General features: G+C 38.5%; 14 protein-coding genes. 12 read left to right on the top strand and 2 right to left on the bottom strand.

Annotated elements, in window-relative coordinates; translation table 11 throughout:
* Positions 1-107 precede the first annotated feature (107 nt).
* The 9 genes from FG383_RS17515 (at position 108) to FG383_RS21680 (ending at position 9,635) form a co-directional block, all read left to right on the top strand.
* Positions 108-1,940, top strand: a complete 1,833-nt coding sequence (locus FG383_RS17515; RefSeq protein ID WP_142608693.1) for a sigma-54 interaction domain-containing protein — start codon at positions 108-110, stop codon at positions 1,938-1,940.
* 663 nt (positions 1,941-2,603) lie between these two features.
* Complete coding sequence (locus tag FG383_RS17510; RefSeq protein ID WP_142608692.1) at positions 2,604-3,389, top strand: SDR family NAD(P)-dependent oxidoreductase; 786 nt, start codon at positions 2,604-2,606, stop codon at positions 3,387-3,389.
* Between the two features lie 123 nt (positions 3,390-3,512).
* Entirely contained in the window at positions 3,513-4,700 is a 1,188-nt protein-coding gene (locus FG383_RS17505) for a M24 family metallopeptidase (protein ID WP_142608691.1), read from the top strand.
* Between the two features lie 20 nt (positions 4,701-4,720).
* Positions 4,721-5,890: a M20/M25/M40 family metallo-hydrolase gene (locus FG383_RS17500; protein ID WP_142608690.1), complete on the top strand. Its 1,170-nt coding sequence runs from the start codon at positions 4,721-4,723 to the stop codon at positions 5,888-5,890.
* A 63-nt stretch (positions 5,891-5,953) separates the two neighbouring features.
* Positions 5,954-6,115 (top strand): hypothetical protein, encoded by a 162-nt coding sequence (locus tag FG383_RS21035; RefSeq protein WP_185907999.1) that lies wholly within the window; start codon positions 5,954-5,956, stop codon positions 6,113-6,115.
* Positions 6,116-6,328: 213 nt separating this feature from the next.
* Positions 6,329-7,873: a sodium:solute symporter family protein gene (locus FG383_RS17495; protein ID WP_142608689.1), complete on the top strand. Its 1,545-nt coding sequence runs from the start codon at positions 6,329-6,331 to the stop codon at positions 7,871-7,873.
* Between the two features lie 119 nt (positions 7,874-7,992).
* Positions 7,993-8,742 (top strand): SDR family NAD(P)-dependent oxidoreductase, encoded by a 750-nt coding sequence (locus FG383_RS17490; protein WP_185907998.1) that lies wholly within the window; start codon positions 7,993-7,995, stop codon positions 8,740-8,742.
* A gap of 73 nt (positions 8,743-8,815) precedes the next feature.
* Positions 8,816-9,166 carry a hypothetical protein gene (locus tag FG383_RS17485; protein WP_142608687.1) on the top strand — a complete coding sequence of 117 codons (351 nt, stop codon included), beginning with the start codon at positions 8,816-8,818 and terminating at the stop codon, positions 9,164-9,166.
* Positions 9,167-9,365: 199 nt separating this feature from the next.
* On the top strand, positions 9,366-9,635 hold the full coding sequence (locus tag FG383_RS21680) for a transposase (RefSeq protein WP_425467662.1): 270 nt from the start codon (positions 9,366-9,368) through the stop codon (positions 9,633-9,635).
* Between the two features lie 51 nt (positions 9,636-9,686).
* On the opposite strand, the gene FG383_RS17475 is transcribed toward FG383_RS21680, so the two are convergent.
* Positions 9,687-10,664, bottom strand: a complete 978-nt coding sequence (locus FG383_RS17475; protein WP_142608686.1) for a 5-oxoprolinase subunit C family protein — start codon at positions 10,662-10,664, stop codon at positions 9,687-9,689.
* Complete coding sequence (pxpB, locus tag FG383_RS17470; protein ID WP_142608685.1) at positions 10,664-11,389, bottom strand: 5-oxoprolinase subunit PxpB; 726 nt, start codon at positions 11,387-11,389, stop codon at positions 10,664-10,666. The genes FG383_RS17475 and pxpB overlap by 1 nt, the downstream gene beginning before the upstream one ends.
* Positions 11,390-11,648: 259 nt before the next feature.
* On the opposite strand from pxpB, the gene FG383_RS17465 reads away from it, so the two are divergent.
* The 3 genes from FG383_RS17465 to FG383_RS17455 are packed head-to-tail and all read left to right on the top strand — an operon-like array spanning position 11,649 to position 14,455.
* Entirely contained in the window at positions 11,649-12,410 is a 762-nt protein-coding gene (locus tag FG383_RS17465) for a LamB/YcsF family protein (RefSeq protein ID WP_142608684.1), read from the top strand.
* A gap of 16 nt (positions 12,411-12,426) precedes the next feature.
* Positions 12,427-13,647, top strand: a complete 1,221-nt coding sequence (locus tag FG383_RS17460; protein WP_142608683.1) for an NRAMP family divalent metal transporter — start codon at positions 12,427-12,429, stop codon at positions 13,645-13,647.
* Between the two features lie 34 nt (positions 13,648-13,681).
* Positions 13,682-14,455 (top strand): putative hydro-lyase, encoded by a 774-nt coding sequence (locus FG383_RS17455; RefSeq protein ID WP_246097048.1) that lies wholly within the window; start codon positions 13,682-13,684, stop codon positions 14,453-14,455.
* Positions 14,456-15,114: the final 659 nt, after the last annotated feature.

Genomic DNA, 15,114 nt, shown 5'->3' with positions numbered 1-15,114 from the left:
AAAATTTGCAGTTGTCTCCACTAAAAAAGAAACTGTTTTCCTTAGATAAAGTGAGATTGGAAGAATTGAATCACGATGTTTATTCTTAATATCATGGGAGGGATAATATGATTGCCTTATATAAGATAAATTCACCATTAGCAGAGAAGATTGCAGATATTCTCTATAAATTTGATCAGAAGCCCACTTTTTATTATTCAAAAAATTCCTTATTAGACCAAATTATGAATCCACTAGTGTTGATTACATCTTGTTCATATATAGAAGAGGTAGAGACACTTCATGTTCCGATAGTTCCGCTTTCTATTAATCTTAGCGATGTTGAAAAAGTGATTCAAGAAGAAAATCTTTACAGTAATAAATGGATAATAGTCGCCTCTAAGCAAGAAATAGAATGGTTGAAACTTGAGAAAAACCTTAGTTTAAAAGATCATTTTCAATTTATAGTCAAAGACAATCTCTCACAGGATAACATTCAGAAAAATTCCATTTTTTTTGTATCGGCGTGGGAAAATAATTTTTTATTTCCCCCTTATTTAGAAAAAAACATCCGTTATGTTGAGCCATCAATTGCAACAATTACTTCTGCTGTTCGGCAAGCACTATCTTTAATTAGTATTACTCGTGATATGTTGCGAGAAAAATATCAAGTTGAAGCTGTTGTAAATTCAGCTCATGACGGAATAATTGCCGTCGATCGTAGTGGTCATATTACACTCACAAATGAAAACGCGAAACACTTCCTAGGATTAGAAGGGGAGGTTATTGGCCGTAAAATTACAGATTATATCCCACATTCAGATATGGTTCGTGTTCTACAAACTGGAAAAAAAGAAATAGGGGATATTGCTAAAATATTTGATCGGCAAATGGTTATCAATAGATTCCCAATAATAATAAGCGATAAGGTAGTGGGAGCTGTTTCCAATTTTAAAGAAATTACAGAGATTCAAAAACTTGAAATGAAGGTTAGAAAGAAACTTCATCATAGTGGTTTAGAGGCTAAGTATAGATTAATGGATATTATTGGAAACTCTGTGGAGGTCTCAGATGTCAAACAGCAAGCCAAGTTATTTGCGGAAACAAATGCCACTGTTCTAATTACTGGTGAATCAGGGACTGGTAAGGAGTTATTCGCACAAGGTATTCATTTAGAAAGCAATAGGGCGGTTTGTCCTTTTGTTGCAGTCAATTGTGCAGCGTTTCCTGAAAGTTTGTTAGAAAGTGAATTGTTCGGATATGAGGAAGGGAGCTTTACAGGTGCTCAGAAGGGAGGAAAGCAGGGGGTATTTGAGTTAGCTCACGGAGGTACATTGTTTTTAGATGAAATTGGGGAAATGCCTTTACGTATTCAAACAATTCTATTGCGTGTTCTTCAGGAAAAATCAATTCGAAGAATTGGGGGAAATCGGACAATACCTCTAGATGTAAGAATTATTGCAGCAACGAATCGAAATTTAGATGAAGAAGTTGAGCAAAAACGGTTTCGATCAGATCTCTACTATCGAATTAATGTACTTACACTTGAATTGCCTCCTTTACGCAGAAGAATTCAAGATATCCCTTTACTTGTTCAAAGTATGATTGCGCAATTTAATGAAGAGCGTGAGAAAAAAATAGAGACACTTGAAGAAGATGTTTATCCCTTCTTAATGAGTTATCATTGGCCTGGGAACATTCGGGAACTAAGAAACATTATTGAGAGGATGGTGTTATTAAATAACGGACCAAAACTCTCTATTTCTCAATCACCATTTCTTCAAAAATTGCAGAGAAAAAATTACCAAGATTTAAAAGAAAATCAACTAAGTCTTAAACAGGGAGAAAAAGAGTTAATACAATATGCTCTAAATAAATATTCAAATAAAACAATGGCGGCTAAATCACTTGGGATAGACCGATCAACATTGTGGAGAAAAATCAAAGAATACAATTTATAGTGTTGTAAAATGCAACGGCTGTGTTGTAAATAAAAACATTCCACTTTTAATAGTTCCGGTAGTAAACGGCTATTTCTCTCTTAAATTATCCGAATTTTTAATCTTTATTAAAATGGCATGAAAATTGCAATTATATATTCGAAAGAAAAAGGAGGTGAATTTGTATATGAAACATTTTTCGGTCGCTGTTATACCTGGGGATGGAATTGGTCTAGAAGTGATGGAAGAATGATTAAAAGTATTAAAAACATTCAAGGAGTTACACGGTGAATTGCGATTTGTTTGCTATTGTTTTGAATCAAATTGCAATTACTATTTGGAGCATGGAAGAATGATGCCCCAAGATGCTTTTAAACACTAAAAACTGTTCACCACAAAAGTCTTAGGGAAATTGTGGCATCAGTTGCTAAAGCTGAAAAACAATATGTAACAGATACGATAACAGAAACAGGGAGAATTATTAAAACTAGCAATCTAACTCTATTACAGCGATGTTCAATTTTATTAACAACTGCTGATTAGTTAAAACAGCGCCAAGAAGAATTAGAATATTCACTTGTACGTGAAGTGGGGAATACAAGAAAAGATGCCAAGTGGGAACTGGATCGTTCAATCAATCAAGATTTGATGAGCGAATGTTTTAATTAAAGTGAGGGAATTTGAATGGAAAAAGAAAACATGGCGGTGTTCCCAAGCATTGAGGGAAAAGTGGCGGCCGTAACCGGAGCAGGAAGCGGTATAGGTAGGGCGACGGCAATTCTCCTTGCCAAAAACGGAACAGCTCTTTTTCTTATGAGCCGCGACGAAGAAAAGCTGAAGGAAACACAGAAGACGTGTGAAAGTTACGGTGTGAAATGCTTTTATAAATCAACTGATGTAACAGACCCAAATGCAGTAAAAGAGTCTTTTGCCGAATGCATAAAAATTTTTGGACGAGTGGATATACTCTGTAATGTTGCTGGGGGCAGTACAGGAAGGAAATTTACTTTTGACATGACAGGAGACGAATTTGATGAAGTGTATAAACTGAATTTAAAAAATGTTTTTCTCTGTTGCAAAGAAGTGCTTCCCGGAATGAAGGAACGAAATTATGGAAAAATCGTAAATGTTTCTTCCCTCATAGGCAGGGCTGCGGGGGACAATACAAATATAGCTTATTCCAGCCTTAAAGCCGGAATCGATCAATTTTCCAAGTATTTGGCAAGGGAAGTTGGAAAATATGGCATCTGTGTAAATTCTGTATCTCCGGGTTATGTTGAGGCCAGCCGGAGAATAACGGAGCTTTGGGCCAAAACACAGAACATGCAGGAGATTTTTGATCGCCTCTCAATAAAAAGACCGGGAACGGCTATGGAAGTTGCCAACGCCATTGTATTTCTTGCCAGTGACGAAGCTGCATATATTACAGGCGAAGTACTTGACGTAAACGGTGGGGCGGTTATGGCATAAATGGAAAAAATGGTTTTTTTTAATAGAATATGATATTGCGGTAACTAAAGGTGAAGGCATGAAAGTATTGGAAACGGCCGCTACATAGAGCGTAATGGCTCAGCAGAAAGGAGAGAAATATTTATGGCAGAATTTGATTTTGAACAGCCTATAAGCATGGAGAAAATGAGAGATTACAGACTTGATAGAATTGATGAGCAAATGAAAAATGATGGACTTGACTGCATTATAACAATGAGAGTTGATAATGTGCGCTATTTGACAAGCTTCCGTCCGAACAGCCCTAATCTATTTTATTATTTCAGATATGCAGCGGTTAAAGCTGTTGGTGATGATCCATGGGCTTTAGTTGCAAGCGGAGATTATGACAGGGCTATGACGTATATGCCATGGCTTAAACAGAAGGTAAAACCTCTTCCCATGGATCCTATGCTTAGTGTAGCCAGATTTAAAGAGGTTTTCAGTGAGCTCGGACTTACAAAGGGAGCTAAAATAGGCGTTGATGAAATGGGTTTCCAGCTTTTTCAGGTATTCAAAGAAACTTTTTCAGATTATGAGTTTGTAGACGGGCGAAATACATTCGCAAGAGCTAAAGCTGTAAAATGTGCCGAAGAAATATATCTTATTAAAAAGGCCTGCGCTATTGCTGAAGCGGGAACACAGGTTGCCATTGAAAACTTGCGTCCGGGACTTACAGAAATAGAGGTTTCAGCTATGATTCATAATGAAATGGTACTGCGCGGCTCGGAAGGAGGCCACACTCACCCTACACAAGTTAATTCCGGTGAAAACGCCATAACTCTTGTACGTTTCCCGACGGAGAGAATCATTAGAAACGGTGACTTCGTGCTTATGGATGTTGGATGTTGCTTTAATGGATATCATAGTGATTATTGCCGTACTGTTATGGCAGGAAATCCTTTAAACAATGAACAGAAAAAAGTATATACGGCAGTTTATGACGCGACAATGGCAGCGATTGAGGCTTGCAAACCGGGTGCTTTGACATCTGATATAGACAAAGCGTCAAGAGATGTTCTCCGTAAGGCCGGTTATGAAAAATTTTGGTATTTTGGGGTTACAGGCCATGCTACAGGTATTTGCCTTCAGGAGGAGCCTATCATTGGAGAGGCTTCGGTAAATGGTGAAAAACCATGGATTATTGAACCGGGAATGGTATTTTGCATTGAGCCGTCTGTGCATCTTCCGGGTGTTGGCGGCGTACGTATTGAGGATATGGTGGCTGTAACAGAAGATGGATTTGAACTGCTTACCCAAACAGAGTACGAAAACAGGCTTTTGCTTAAATAAATAAAAAAGGAGGGAGTTTTATGACAGAGGCTAAAATGCTTTTGGATTATATGGAAAAACACAGCAATGAGTTTTTAGAAGTGTTAAAAGAAGCTGTGCTTATAGAAACACCTACAGAGGGGGACAAGGAAGACCTTAAAAAATGCAGGGATTATTTTGCAAAAATCTTTGCCGACATAGGCTTTAAGTGCAGCGTTGTCCCAAGCAACGACGGGCGCTATGGTGACCATTTGCTTATGGAATTAGGTAATGGCGATGAGCAAGTACTTTTTGTGGGACACTATGATACAGTTTATCAAAAGGGGACATTTGGTGAGCTTTGGAAGAAGGAGGGCACAAAGGTATGGGGCCCAGGTGTCCTTGATATGAAGGGCGGAGATGTTCAGGTATATATGGTTGCCAAAGCTCTTAAGGAGCTTAAGCTATTACCTGAAAACAAAAAAATTGTATTTTTCTTAAGTTCTGATGAAGAAGCTGGAAGCTATTCATCACACATGCACTATGAAGAGTTGGCAAAAAAGAGCAAGGCTGCCTTTGTTATGGAAAGCACAAGAGGCGACGATGTGGGTGGCTTGAAAATTGGCCGCTTTGGCAGAAGCAATTATACCTTTGTGGTAGAGGGAAAACCAGCGCATTCCGGTCAGGAGCCTGAAAAAGCAGAAAGCGGCTTAATGGAGCTGGCACAGCAGGCAGTTTATCTGGAAAGCCTTACTGACTTGAATAGAGGTATGACGGTTGCGTGTACATGCTTAAAAAGTGGCAATGCCGGCTGGCCAACAGTTCCCGGCGACGGAGAACTTACAATAGATGCAAGGTTTTCTTCATCTGATATGGCTTTAGAATATGATAAGCTGTTTAAAAAACTGAAGCCATTTAACTCTGAGGTTAAAATTACATCAAAGGGTTGCATAGAAAAACCGCCTTTTGATGAAAAAGATCCTAAACACAAGGCTCTTTATGAGAAAGCAAAAGAGGTTGGAAAAGAATTTGGTATGGAAATGAAAGGCATTATTACAAGAGGCGGAAGCGATGGGAACTTTACAGCATCTGTTGGTTGCCCGACACTTGATGGCATGGGAATGAGCGGAGATTTTGTACACCAGCCGGGAAAGGAATATATCAATACAGATCATATTTCCATAAGAGGTGCATTTGTGGCACGTATGGTACTTGAAGTTTTAAGAGATTAATTAAAGTCTGGAATAAGTTGTGCCTGCATGACCAAAAGAGAGTGCCGACAGGATGGAAACAATATGAAAAGAATATATAATAGTGGGGGTGCGATTATGGGAGACGTATACTGGATGACAGCTATTCTTATTATTCAGGCTGTTGTATCCGTAGTTATATGCGCGGTGCTGTCAAAAAAAACGGAAAGCGTTGTGAATGATCCTAATAATTCAAATATAGAATGATAGAAGGTATATAGAGATTTCACATTTTATTAGAAATAGGTTGTATTTTGGGTGTATTGGTAATCTGTATACATTAATGTTGTCAGAAGGAAAGATTTGGTTTTAGAAAATTCATTTTTAATGGATTGTTATTTTAATATGTAAGTTTTCGCAAACATAAGCAAAACATCAGAATTATCAGTATTTCCAAAATGAACTGAAGGGAGATTGTGTATGAATATTTATATAATTGTGTTTATAGCTTATTTGATTATGCTGATTGTCCTTGGATTCTTAGCTACAAGAGGACAAAAGGATACAGCTGATGATTATTATGTAGCAGGTAGAAGCATGAACAAATGGGTTGTTGCCGGAACATATGGCGCAAGTTTTATGAGTGCCGGAACCTTCATTGGACAGATGGGTGTAAATTATTCTTTTGGTTGGTCGCAGATTTGGAATTTTAATGCCACACTGCTTCCTATGTTTATCCTAGCGGTATTTTTCGCAAAAAAATTCTGGAGAATCGGCTATTATTATGGAGCGCGTTCAATGCCAGACCTGATTGGATTAAGGTATCCTTCCAAATTTACAAGAGGCTTTTATTCGCTTGTTATACTTTTGATTTATACTGTTGGTATGGCAGCCATGTATTTGGGCATTTTTACAATTTTAAGCCTAGTTACAGACCTTTCTTATATGACATGTATTACAATAGGCGCAGTTGTAGTTTTAATTTATTCCTTTTCGGGCGGAGCAAAGGCCGTTGCGTGGACGGATACGGCGTGCCTAGTTTTAATGATATTTGCCATTGTTGTATCGGTTAGCGTTGCGTTAGTAAAAGGCGGTGGCTTTGAAAATCTTGTAACTGCATTTGGTCAGGTCACAACTCCTGAAGGAAAAACATGGATGGAGGGTTCTGCACTTCTTTCTCCAACAAATAGTTATTTTACCTTTGGAATGGTAATATCATACTTTCTTGTATGGACACTGGGTAACCTTTCACAGCCACACCAAATGACTAGAGTTTATCTTGCCAAGGATGAAAAAGCTGCCATAAGCGGAGTTGCCCTAATACTTATACCAAACTGTATTATTCTTATAGGTGGTCTTATTATTTCAGCCTATGCTAGAGTAACCTATCCCAACCTTGAAAAAATTGACTATGCATTTCCATCGGTTGTAATGGGAGCGCTTCCACCATTAGTTGCTGCGCTTGTTTTTGTTGGAATTATTGCAGCGGTAATGTCAACAGCTTCAACAATGCTGATTATTTCATCTCAAACGACAGGCTATGATATTTATAAAAAACTTATTAACCCGGATGCTTCGGAAAAAACAGTTGTTAATATTTCAAGGATAACAATGATTGTCTGTACTATAGTTTCAATAATAATTGCTTATTTTGCCCAGACGATACAGGGAATATTCTTCTTATGGTCATCGGCATTTGCGATGATGGGCGCCGGAGTTCTTCCTTCACTTATAGGCACCTTCTACTGGAAAAGAGCTAATTCACAGGCATGTCTTTCAAGCATGATAACAGGTTTCGGTTCAACGGCAGCAATGTATATATTCCCTTCATTAATGCCATCATGGGCAGTTCACCCTATACTTCCAGGTCTTATACTTTCGGTTTTGGCTTTTGTAGTAGTGGCATTATGCACTAGAAAACCTGATGACGATGTAATTGAAATGTTCTTTGGAGAAAAGTTGAAGGATCCTAGTAAGCGTACAAAAAAAGTAATTAATGTAGTTAGTGAGCAAAAAAGTTTTTAAAAGAATTTATATTTAATTAATTGATAGTGAAAAAACCTAGGGTTTTCGGGTATAAAAGCAGCCTTGAAAATCCTAAGTTTTAATCTTAGATATAGTATTCTACAATGGAGGGAAGTCATATGGAAAATAAGGTTGCTATAATCACAGGTGGGACATCTGGAATAGGTGAGGACATCGCATTTAAATTTGCCGAAAATGGGTGCAGGATAGTTGTTGTAGGAAGAAATGAGGAAAGAGGAAACCGTATTGTTGATAGAATAAAGGCAGACGGTGGCGAGGCAATATTTGTTAAGGCTGATGTTTCACAAAGTAGTGATTGTGACAGTTTATTTAAAACCGTGCTAAAGGAGTACGGAACAGTTGATATACTTGTAAATAATGCGGGCACAATGCGAAATATGCCCATTACAGATATGAAGGACGAGGATTGGGACGACATTATAAGGGTAAATCTTAAATCTTACTTTTTATATTGTCGAGCGGCAATAGGAATTATGAAGGAAAAAGGTTATGGCAGAATAATAAATATCTCTTCCAGAGGGTGGCTAGGCGGTACAGCACAGTGTAATTATGCAGCTTCAAAGGGCGGTATTGTAAGCCTTACAAGGTCGCTTGCTTTAGAAACGGCAAGAATGGGCATAACGGTAAATTGCGTTGCGCCAGGTATGATTGATACACCGCTTCACAGACAGAGCACTGTAGAAGAAGTCGGCTTTCGCATGAGTAGCCAGCCAATGGGGAAAGTAGGTACTCCAAGGCAGGTTACGAATATCGTGGAATATTTTGCGGGCGAGGAAAATTGGTTTACCACAGGTCAGGTGTTATATGTATGCGGAGGAATGAGTGTTTTGGCGTCGCTATCTTCCTGAGACTAGTTAGCTGAGAGAATTGAAGTAGATTGTAGAAAAGAATCATTACGAATACGTCGCACGGAAATTTCATGTGGAGGATCTCCTTGATTTCGTTGTGGCAACTGTCCTTGGAGAGTGGGCAGGTTTTCGCAATGGTACTGTGATGGCCTCCAACGGCCTGTCGCCTACCAATTATTCGACCGTTAGCAAGAAGGCGTCGGAAGTGCCTTATGAAATTTTAAAAGACCTATTTCATATGTTGGCCGGCAAATACAACAGGGCAAAGCGGCGGACAAAAGTGATGAAAAAGCAACTTCTGCTAGTGGGTTCTACGACCATAACCATGGGAAACAACCGGCTCCATTTGGCTCCCTATCATGGTGATAGATCAGGCATCAAGCTGCATGTCGCCTTTACATCCGAAACGGGTATGTTGCTATAAGTGAAGGAGGCTGGCGGATTACGTCATGATGGACCGGCTGGCGAATAAGGCCTTCATTTTGGTGCAAGACCGTGCCCGGAATGCATGACCGGCTCGATCACTTCAAGTAGGAGGGTCAACACTTCTTCCTTCGCTTACGCGATAATGTGAACTGCATCACCTCTGCTCACTTCGAAGGATCCAGACGAAAGATTCCAATGTGGATGGGGGTGTGACATGCCAGGTTGGAACGGAGCAATCACGTACAATCCATCGATATCGTGTCGTCACATTCCGTGCTCGGGAGGGGAACCAAATTCACGTCTTTACGAACGAGATGGACATAAGTGCCAAGGAAATTGCCAACATGTATAAAAACAAATGGTCCATCGAGTCTTTTTACCATTGGATCAAAGGCTATTTAAATCTACCCATTCTTTTTGATAACTCTAATAATACAGTGTTTGCTCATCTTTTCATCGCGTTATAAATAGAAGAAAAAATCCACTAACCAACATGTTTAGTGGATTTTTTCTTTAGCTTAATGAAATAATTTATAATGTATGCCAGTTTTAATATTATTAATAGCTAACTCGTTTTCAACGAAAATAGTTTCTGCTTCTTCGAGTGTAACTTCTTTAAAACGAATCTGAGCGGTAGGCTGAAGTTGGGCAAGACTTGGCAAATCGGCAGTAATTACCTGCCCGATTTTAGGATAACCACCTGTAGTTTGCCTATCTGCCATTAGGATGATAGGTTGTCCATTTGGTGGTATTTGTATAGTTCCAAATGTAACTCCTTCTGATAAGAGCTCGAACTTTTCCGCCATTGAAATAGGGGGACCATCTAATCGATAGCCCATTCGATCTGATTGTACAGTAAGCGTATAAGCATTTTGTAAAAGAGTTTGTTTGTTTACTTTGTCAAAGCGATCAAATTCCGTTCCTTTTAACATTCGTATCACCATGTCTTGCTTGAAACAAATAAGCTCGTTGAAATTAATCGACCAATTAATATCATTTTTTTCCAGTCGGCGAATTAATTCTTTATCTGTTTTACCGATTGGTATAATGTCTCCTTTTTGAATGGCCCTTCCTTTAAATCCTCCAATATTAGCACGAAGATAAGTACTTTTACTTCCGAGTGTGAGAGGAGTATCAATTCCCCCTGCGAATGCAATATACGCCCTGCTTCCTTTAATTGCCGAATTAAATTTTAAGATAGATTCTTTCTTTACGACTATAGGGCGCCATAATGGGACAATTACTCCATCAAGTGTAGCTTGAAAATCCCCTCCTGTAATAGCCATCAATGTATCTTCATTAAATTCAAGTGTTGTTCCATATAAAGTAATTTCAAATGTTGCTTCGTGCTCGTTGTTACCTACTAAAATATTGGCAAGTCTTGAAGAATAACTATCCATTGCACCACTAACAATAACCCCATATTTTTGGGAACCAAATCTTCCGGTGTCCTGTATTGTTGTCAACAAACCCGCATGCAATACTTTTACACTCATTACCCCATCTCCTTATATTTTATGTAATCACTTGAAGAAATGGGGGTGAACTGAATTCTATCCCCAGCTTTTAGTAAAGTAGGAGGGGATTGGTCTGGAAGAAACAAGCTTAGAGGAGTTCTTCCAATAATTTGCCATCCTCCAGGGGTTTCTAATGAATAAATTCCCGTTTGTTTACCCGCAATACCTACAGATCCAGGTTTTATAGATAATCTTGGAGTTTCCTTACGAGGTGTCGCGATTAGCGGATTCATGCCACCCATAAATGGGAATCCAGGTGCAAAACCAAGCATATAAACTAAACATTCACTTTCAGTATGAATTCGGACCACTTCTTCAGGTGTAATTTGATGATATTTGGCAACACTTTCTAAGTCAGGTCCAAACTCTCCTCCATAACATACAGGGATGGAGACAAGTCTACCCTTTTCGTTCGTATTAATGTGGATTTGATTTATTAAACGATTCATATGTACGCATACTTTTTCAAACGCAGTTCTTTCATCTTTTTGAGAAATATGTACAATATATGGATTGTAATAGACAGTCATATTGTTGTAAGCGGGTACGTACTCGATAAAACCATCAAATGGATGCTTAGTTAATAATTCCGAAAGATTCTTAACCATCTCGTGAATTTTCGGATCTATCCCTTCTCCGAGCTGTACGATTAATGCAGAATCTCCCAATGGTTTCATGTTGGCTTTTATCTGTTGATTGGGCATAAAAACAGCTCCTTTAGTTTCGAATTTCAGTACAATAGTTCCTAAATGTGAAATATATTAATAATTATAATTGTCTAAAAACAAATTACAAGTCAAATTCCTTTAGTTTTCATGCAACAAACTAAAAACGTCATCTATTCAGAAAAATCTAATTGTGATAAACTGAATTTGAGTTTCAAAACTTAAGTTCCACATTTCGGAACAAGCGGTATAGTGAACATATTCATTATGTCTATTTTTTACTTTGGAGGGGATAAGAATGTTACGAGTAGATTTAAATTGTGACATGGGGGAAAGTTTTGGACGTTATCGACTAGGGGAACAAAAGGAAATTTTGAAATACGTTACCTCTGCTAATATTGCATGTGGATTTCATGCAGGTGACCCAAGCGTAATGCGAGAAACTGTAAGGCTTGCAATAGAAAATGAAGTTAAAATTGGGGCTCATCCTGGGCTTCCTGATTTAAATGGGTTTGGTCGACGGGAAATGAAAATTACCCCACAAGAAGGATATGATATCGTTGTTTACCAAATTGGGGCTTTGAATGGTTTTCTATCGACATTTGGGGAGGAAATGCAACACGTAAAGCCGCATGGTGCTTTATATAATATGGCCGCAAAAGATGCAAAGCTTGCACAAGCTATAGCACAAGCAGTTTATGATATTTCTCCTAATTTGGTATTATTTGGATTATCAGGAAGTGAACTAACTACAGCTGGTGAGAAAATTGGCTTACGTACAGCTCATGAAGTGTTTGCGGATCGTACATATCAGTCAGATGGGTCATTAACGTCACGTAATCAAAATGATGCTCTAATTACGGATACGGAAAAATCCATAGCACAAGTTGTTAAAATGGTGACGGAAAGAAAAGTAACTTCTCAACAAAATACAGAAGTGTTGATAAAAGCAGATACGGTTTGTATACATGGGGATGGAGAACATGCTGTATCTTTCGCGCAATACATTAACGAGACATTGGGGACTAATAATATTGTAGTCACTGCTGGGTTCGAATAAGGGGAGAGTTCATCGTATGGAAGAGCAAAAAATAGAAAAAGCAGGTACTAAAAAGAAAGTTGGAAGAAGCGTCCTGCTCGGTGCAGCATTTTTAATGGCAACATCATCAATAGGGCCTGGATTTTTAACGCAAACAACGGTATTCACTCAGCAACTTGCTGCGAGTTTTGGATTTGTTATTTTAATTTCTTTATTACTGGACGTTTTTGCGCAAATAAACGTATGGCGAATTATTGCTGTTTCAGGACTGCGGGGACAAGAAATTGCAAACAAGGTATTACCAGGTCTTGGAGTGGTTTTAGCAATTCTTATTGTAATGGGCGGTATTGCATTTAATATTGGAAACGTTGCTGGAGCAGGGTTAGGTTTAAATGCAATGCTTGGTATGGACCCGATTACAGGCGCTATTATTAGTGCGGCATTTGCAATCTTTATCTTTGTTGTAAAAGAAGCTGGAAAAGCTATGGATAAAGTTGCTCAAATTGCAGGTTTTGTCATGATTTTATTAATGGTGTATGTTGCTTTTATTACATCACCACCGGTTGGACAAGCAGTTATCAATACATTTGCTCCATCTGAAATAAGTATATTTGCTATCGTAACACTTGTTGGTGGTACAGTTGGAGGATATATTACTTTTGCAGGGGGACACCGACTTTTAGATGCGGGAGTTAAAGGTGTCGAATCGTTACCAGAGGTTACAAAGAGTTCTGTAACTGGAATTGCTGTGACAGGAGTCATGCGGATTGCACTATTTTTAGCAGTACTTGGTGTGGTGAGCCAAGGATTAGCAATTGATCCTGCAAATCCACCGGCATCCGTTTTTAAACTTGCAGCAGGTGAACTTGGTTTTAGAATGTTTGGTGTTATTATGTGGGCTGCAGCAATCACATCTGTAGTAGGAGCGGCTTATACTTCTGTTTCATTTATTCGTTCATTCCATCCGAAGATTGAGAAATATCATAACTGGATTATTATTTTGTTTATTTTAGTATCGACAATAACATTTGCCTTAGTTGGACGACCAGTAAATATCCTACTTCTTGTAGGTGCATTAAACGCACTAATTTTACCATTAGCACTTGGAACATTGTTAGTCGCTGCATACAAGAAAAATATTGTAGGTGATTATAAACATCCACTTTGGTTAACAATTACCGGGGGATTGGTAGTAGTGGTGATGGGAGTGCTCGGTATAATGACTTTGATCGAGCAAATTCCATTGCTTTTTAAATAATGAGGAGTGAAAATAAATGAATAATTATGAATTAATGGCTCCAAGTGAATTACGTAACCTAATTAGTATTGGGGAAATCACTGGTCCAACAGCTGGTATGGCAAAAGGTTATACACAAGCGAATTTAGCTATTTTGAAGAAAGAATATGCATTCGACTTTTTATTGTTTTGCCAACGAAATCCAAAATCTTGTCCTCTAATAGATGTAACCGAAGTGGGTTCATTTACTCCAAGTTTAATTGCTAAAAAAGCGGATATTCGGACGGACATTCCGAAATATCGCATATATAAAGATGGTGTATATACAGAAGAAGTGACAGATATTACAGAGTACTGGGAAGAAGATATGGTCGCATTTTTGATCGGCTGTAGTTTCACATTCGAAACACCATTACTTGAAGCTGGTATTCCGATTAGACATATTGAAGAAAACTGTAATGTACCAATGTATAAAACGAATATTCCATGCGAAAAAGCTGGCATTTTCGAAGGACCAACTGTAGTAAGTATGCGTCCGATGTCTCATGAAGATGCGATTCGGGCTATTCAAATTACTTCACGTTTCCCTGGTGTGCATGGGGCGCCAATCCATATTGGGGATCCAAGTCAAATTGGAATTATAGATATTGCGAATCCTGACTTTGGAGATGCCGTAACGATTAAAGAAGGCGAAATCCCTGTATTTTGGGCTTGTGGAGTAACCCCACAAGCAGTTGCGATGCAAAGTAAGCCTTCTATTATGATTACGCATGCACCTGGTTGTATGTTCATAAGTGATCTGAAGGATGAAAAATTGAGTGTTTTATAATCAAATTTGTTGAAGTAGAAGAATAAAAAAACAGGAGACCGTGAAGCCCACGATTTCCTGTTTTTTTCTTTAGATAAAGTGAGAAATAAGAAATGATCGCTATGATTATAGCTGCAGTCGACGATTACCGCCTAGTTAGTTAGCGATAGGCCATGGCCGACTTCAGCGAAAAATTAAAGGAAATGGCTTACTAATCAGCATCTAAAGTAAAAAAATCCCAATATTATGTAGTTTTTGGATAAATCAAACCAGAAAATGGCTTAGAGCAACAAACTACCCATTGAAAGTAACCAATTCTATTCGGAAAGCAATCAATTCAGTACTAAGAGCAATTAAATTGCTGGTGAGAGCAACCAATTTTTAAAATAACAAGTTGACTTGGAGTGAGACGACAATGATTACGACGCATTATTAATATACTGCGTGGTAGGGCGTTGAATAAAGTGTTCGCTGGGATTTTCGCTGCAGTCGAACGCTTTCCGCCGGGTGAGCGATGAGCCATCCCCGCCGCTTAGGCGTCGTAGGGATGTCTCATTTGCTCACTCATCCGGCAGGAGTCGTCGCCTACAGCGAAAATCAACGGAAATTGCTTGCTTATCAGTTTCGGCTCGTAAAAAACGAAATTTTTTACAGTTTTTTCGAATGTGTAAATCCAGTAA

Origin of the sequence: Psychrobacillus soli (genome assembly GCF_006861775.1) — a bacterium.
GTDB classification, from domain to species: domain Bacteria; phylum Bacillota; class Bacilli; order Bacillales_A; family Planococcaceae; genus Psychrobacillus; species Psychrobacillus soli.
The sequence above is the reverse complement of the archived record's forward strand: the minus strand, read 5'-3'. Positions and strand labels throughout refer to the sequence as shown.

Excerpts from the sequence above, each read along its gene's own strand:
- FG383_RS17515 (WP_142608693.1), top strand. The coding sequence starts at position 108 with ATGATTGCCTTATATAAGATAAATTCACCATTAGCAGAGAAGATTGCA.
- FG383_RS17510 (WP_142608692.1), top strand. The coding sequence starts at position 2,604 with ATGGAAAAAGAAAACATGGCGGTGTTCCCAAGCATTGAGGGAAAAGTG.
- FG383_RS17505 (WP_142608691.1), top strand. The coding sequence starts at position 3,513 with ATGGCAGAATTTGATTTTGAACAGCCTATAAGCATGGAGAAAATGAGA.
- FG383_RS17500 (WP_142608690.1), top strand. The coding sequence starts at position 4,721 with ATGACAGAGGCTAAAATGCTTTTGGATTATATGGAAAAACACAGCAAT.
- FG383_RS21035 (WP_185907999.1), top strand. The coding sequence starts at position 5,954 with ATGAAAAGAATATATAATAGTGGGGGTGCGATTATGGGAGACGTATAC.
- FG383_RS17495 (WP_142608689.1), top strand. The coding sequence starts at position 6,329 with ATGAATATTTATATAATTGTGTTTATAGCTTATTTGATTATGCTGATT.
- FG383_RS17490 (WP_185907998.1), top strand. The coding sequence starts at position 7,993 with ATGGAAAATAAGGTTGCTATAATCACAGGTGGGACATCTGGAATAGGT.
- FG383_RS17475 (WP_142608686.1), bottom strand. The coding sequence starts at position 10,664 with ATGAGTGTAAAAGTATTGCATGCGGGTTTGTTGACAACAATACAGGAC.
- pxpB (WP_142608685.1), bottom strand. The coding sequence starts at position 11,389 with ATGCCCAATCAACAGATAAAAGCCAACATGAAACCATTGGGAGATTCT.
- FG383_RS17465 (WP_142608684.1), top strand. The coding sequence starts at position 11,649 with ATGTTACGAGTAGATTTAAATTGTGACATGGGGGAAAGTTTTGGACGT.
- FG383_RS17460 (WP_142608683.1), top strand. The coding sequence starts at position 12,427 with ATGGAAGAGCAAAAAATAGAAAAAGCAGGTACTAAAAAGAAAGTTGGA.
- FG383_RS17455 (WP_246097048.1), top strand. The coding sequence starts at position 13,682 with ATGGCTCCAAGTGAATTACGTAACCTAATTAGTATTGGGGAAATCACT.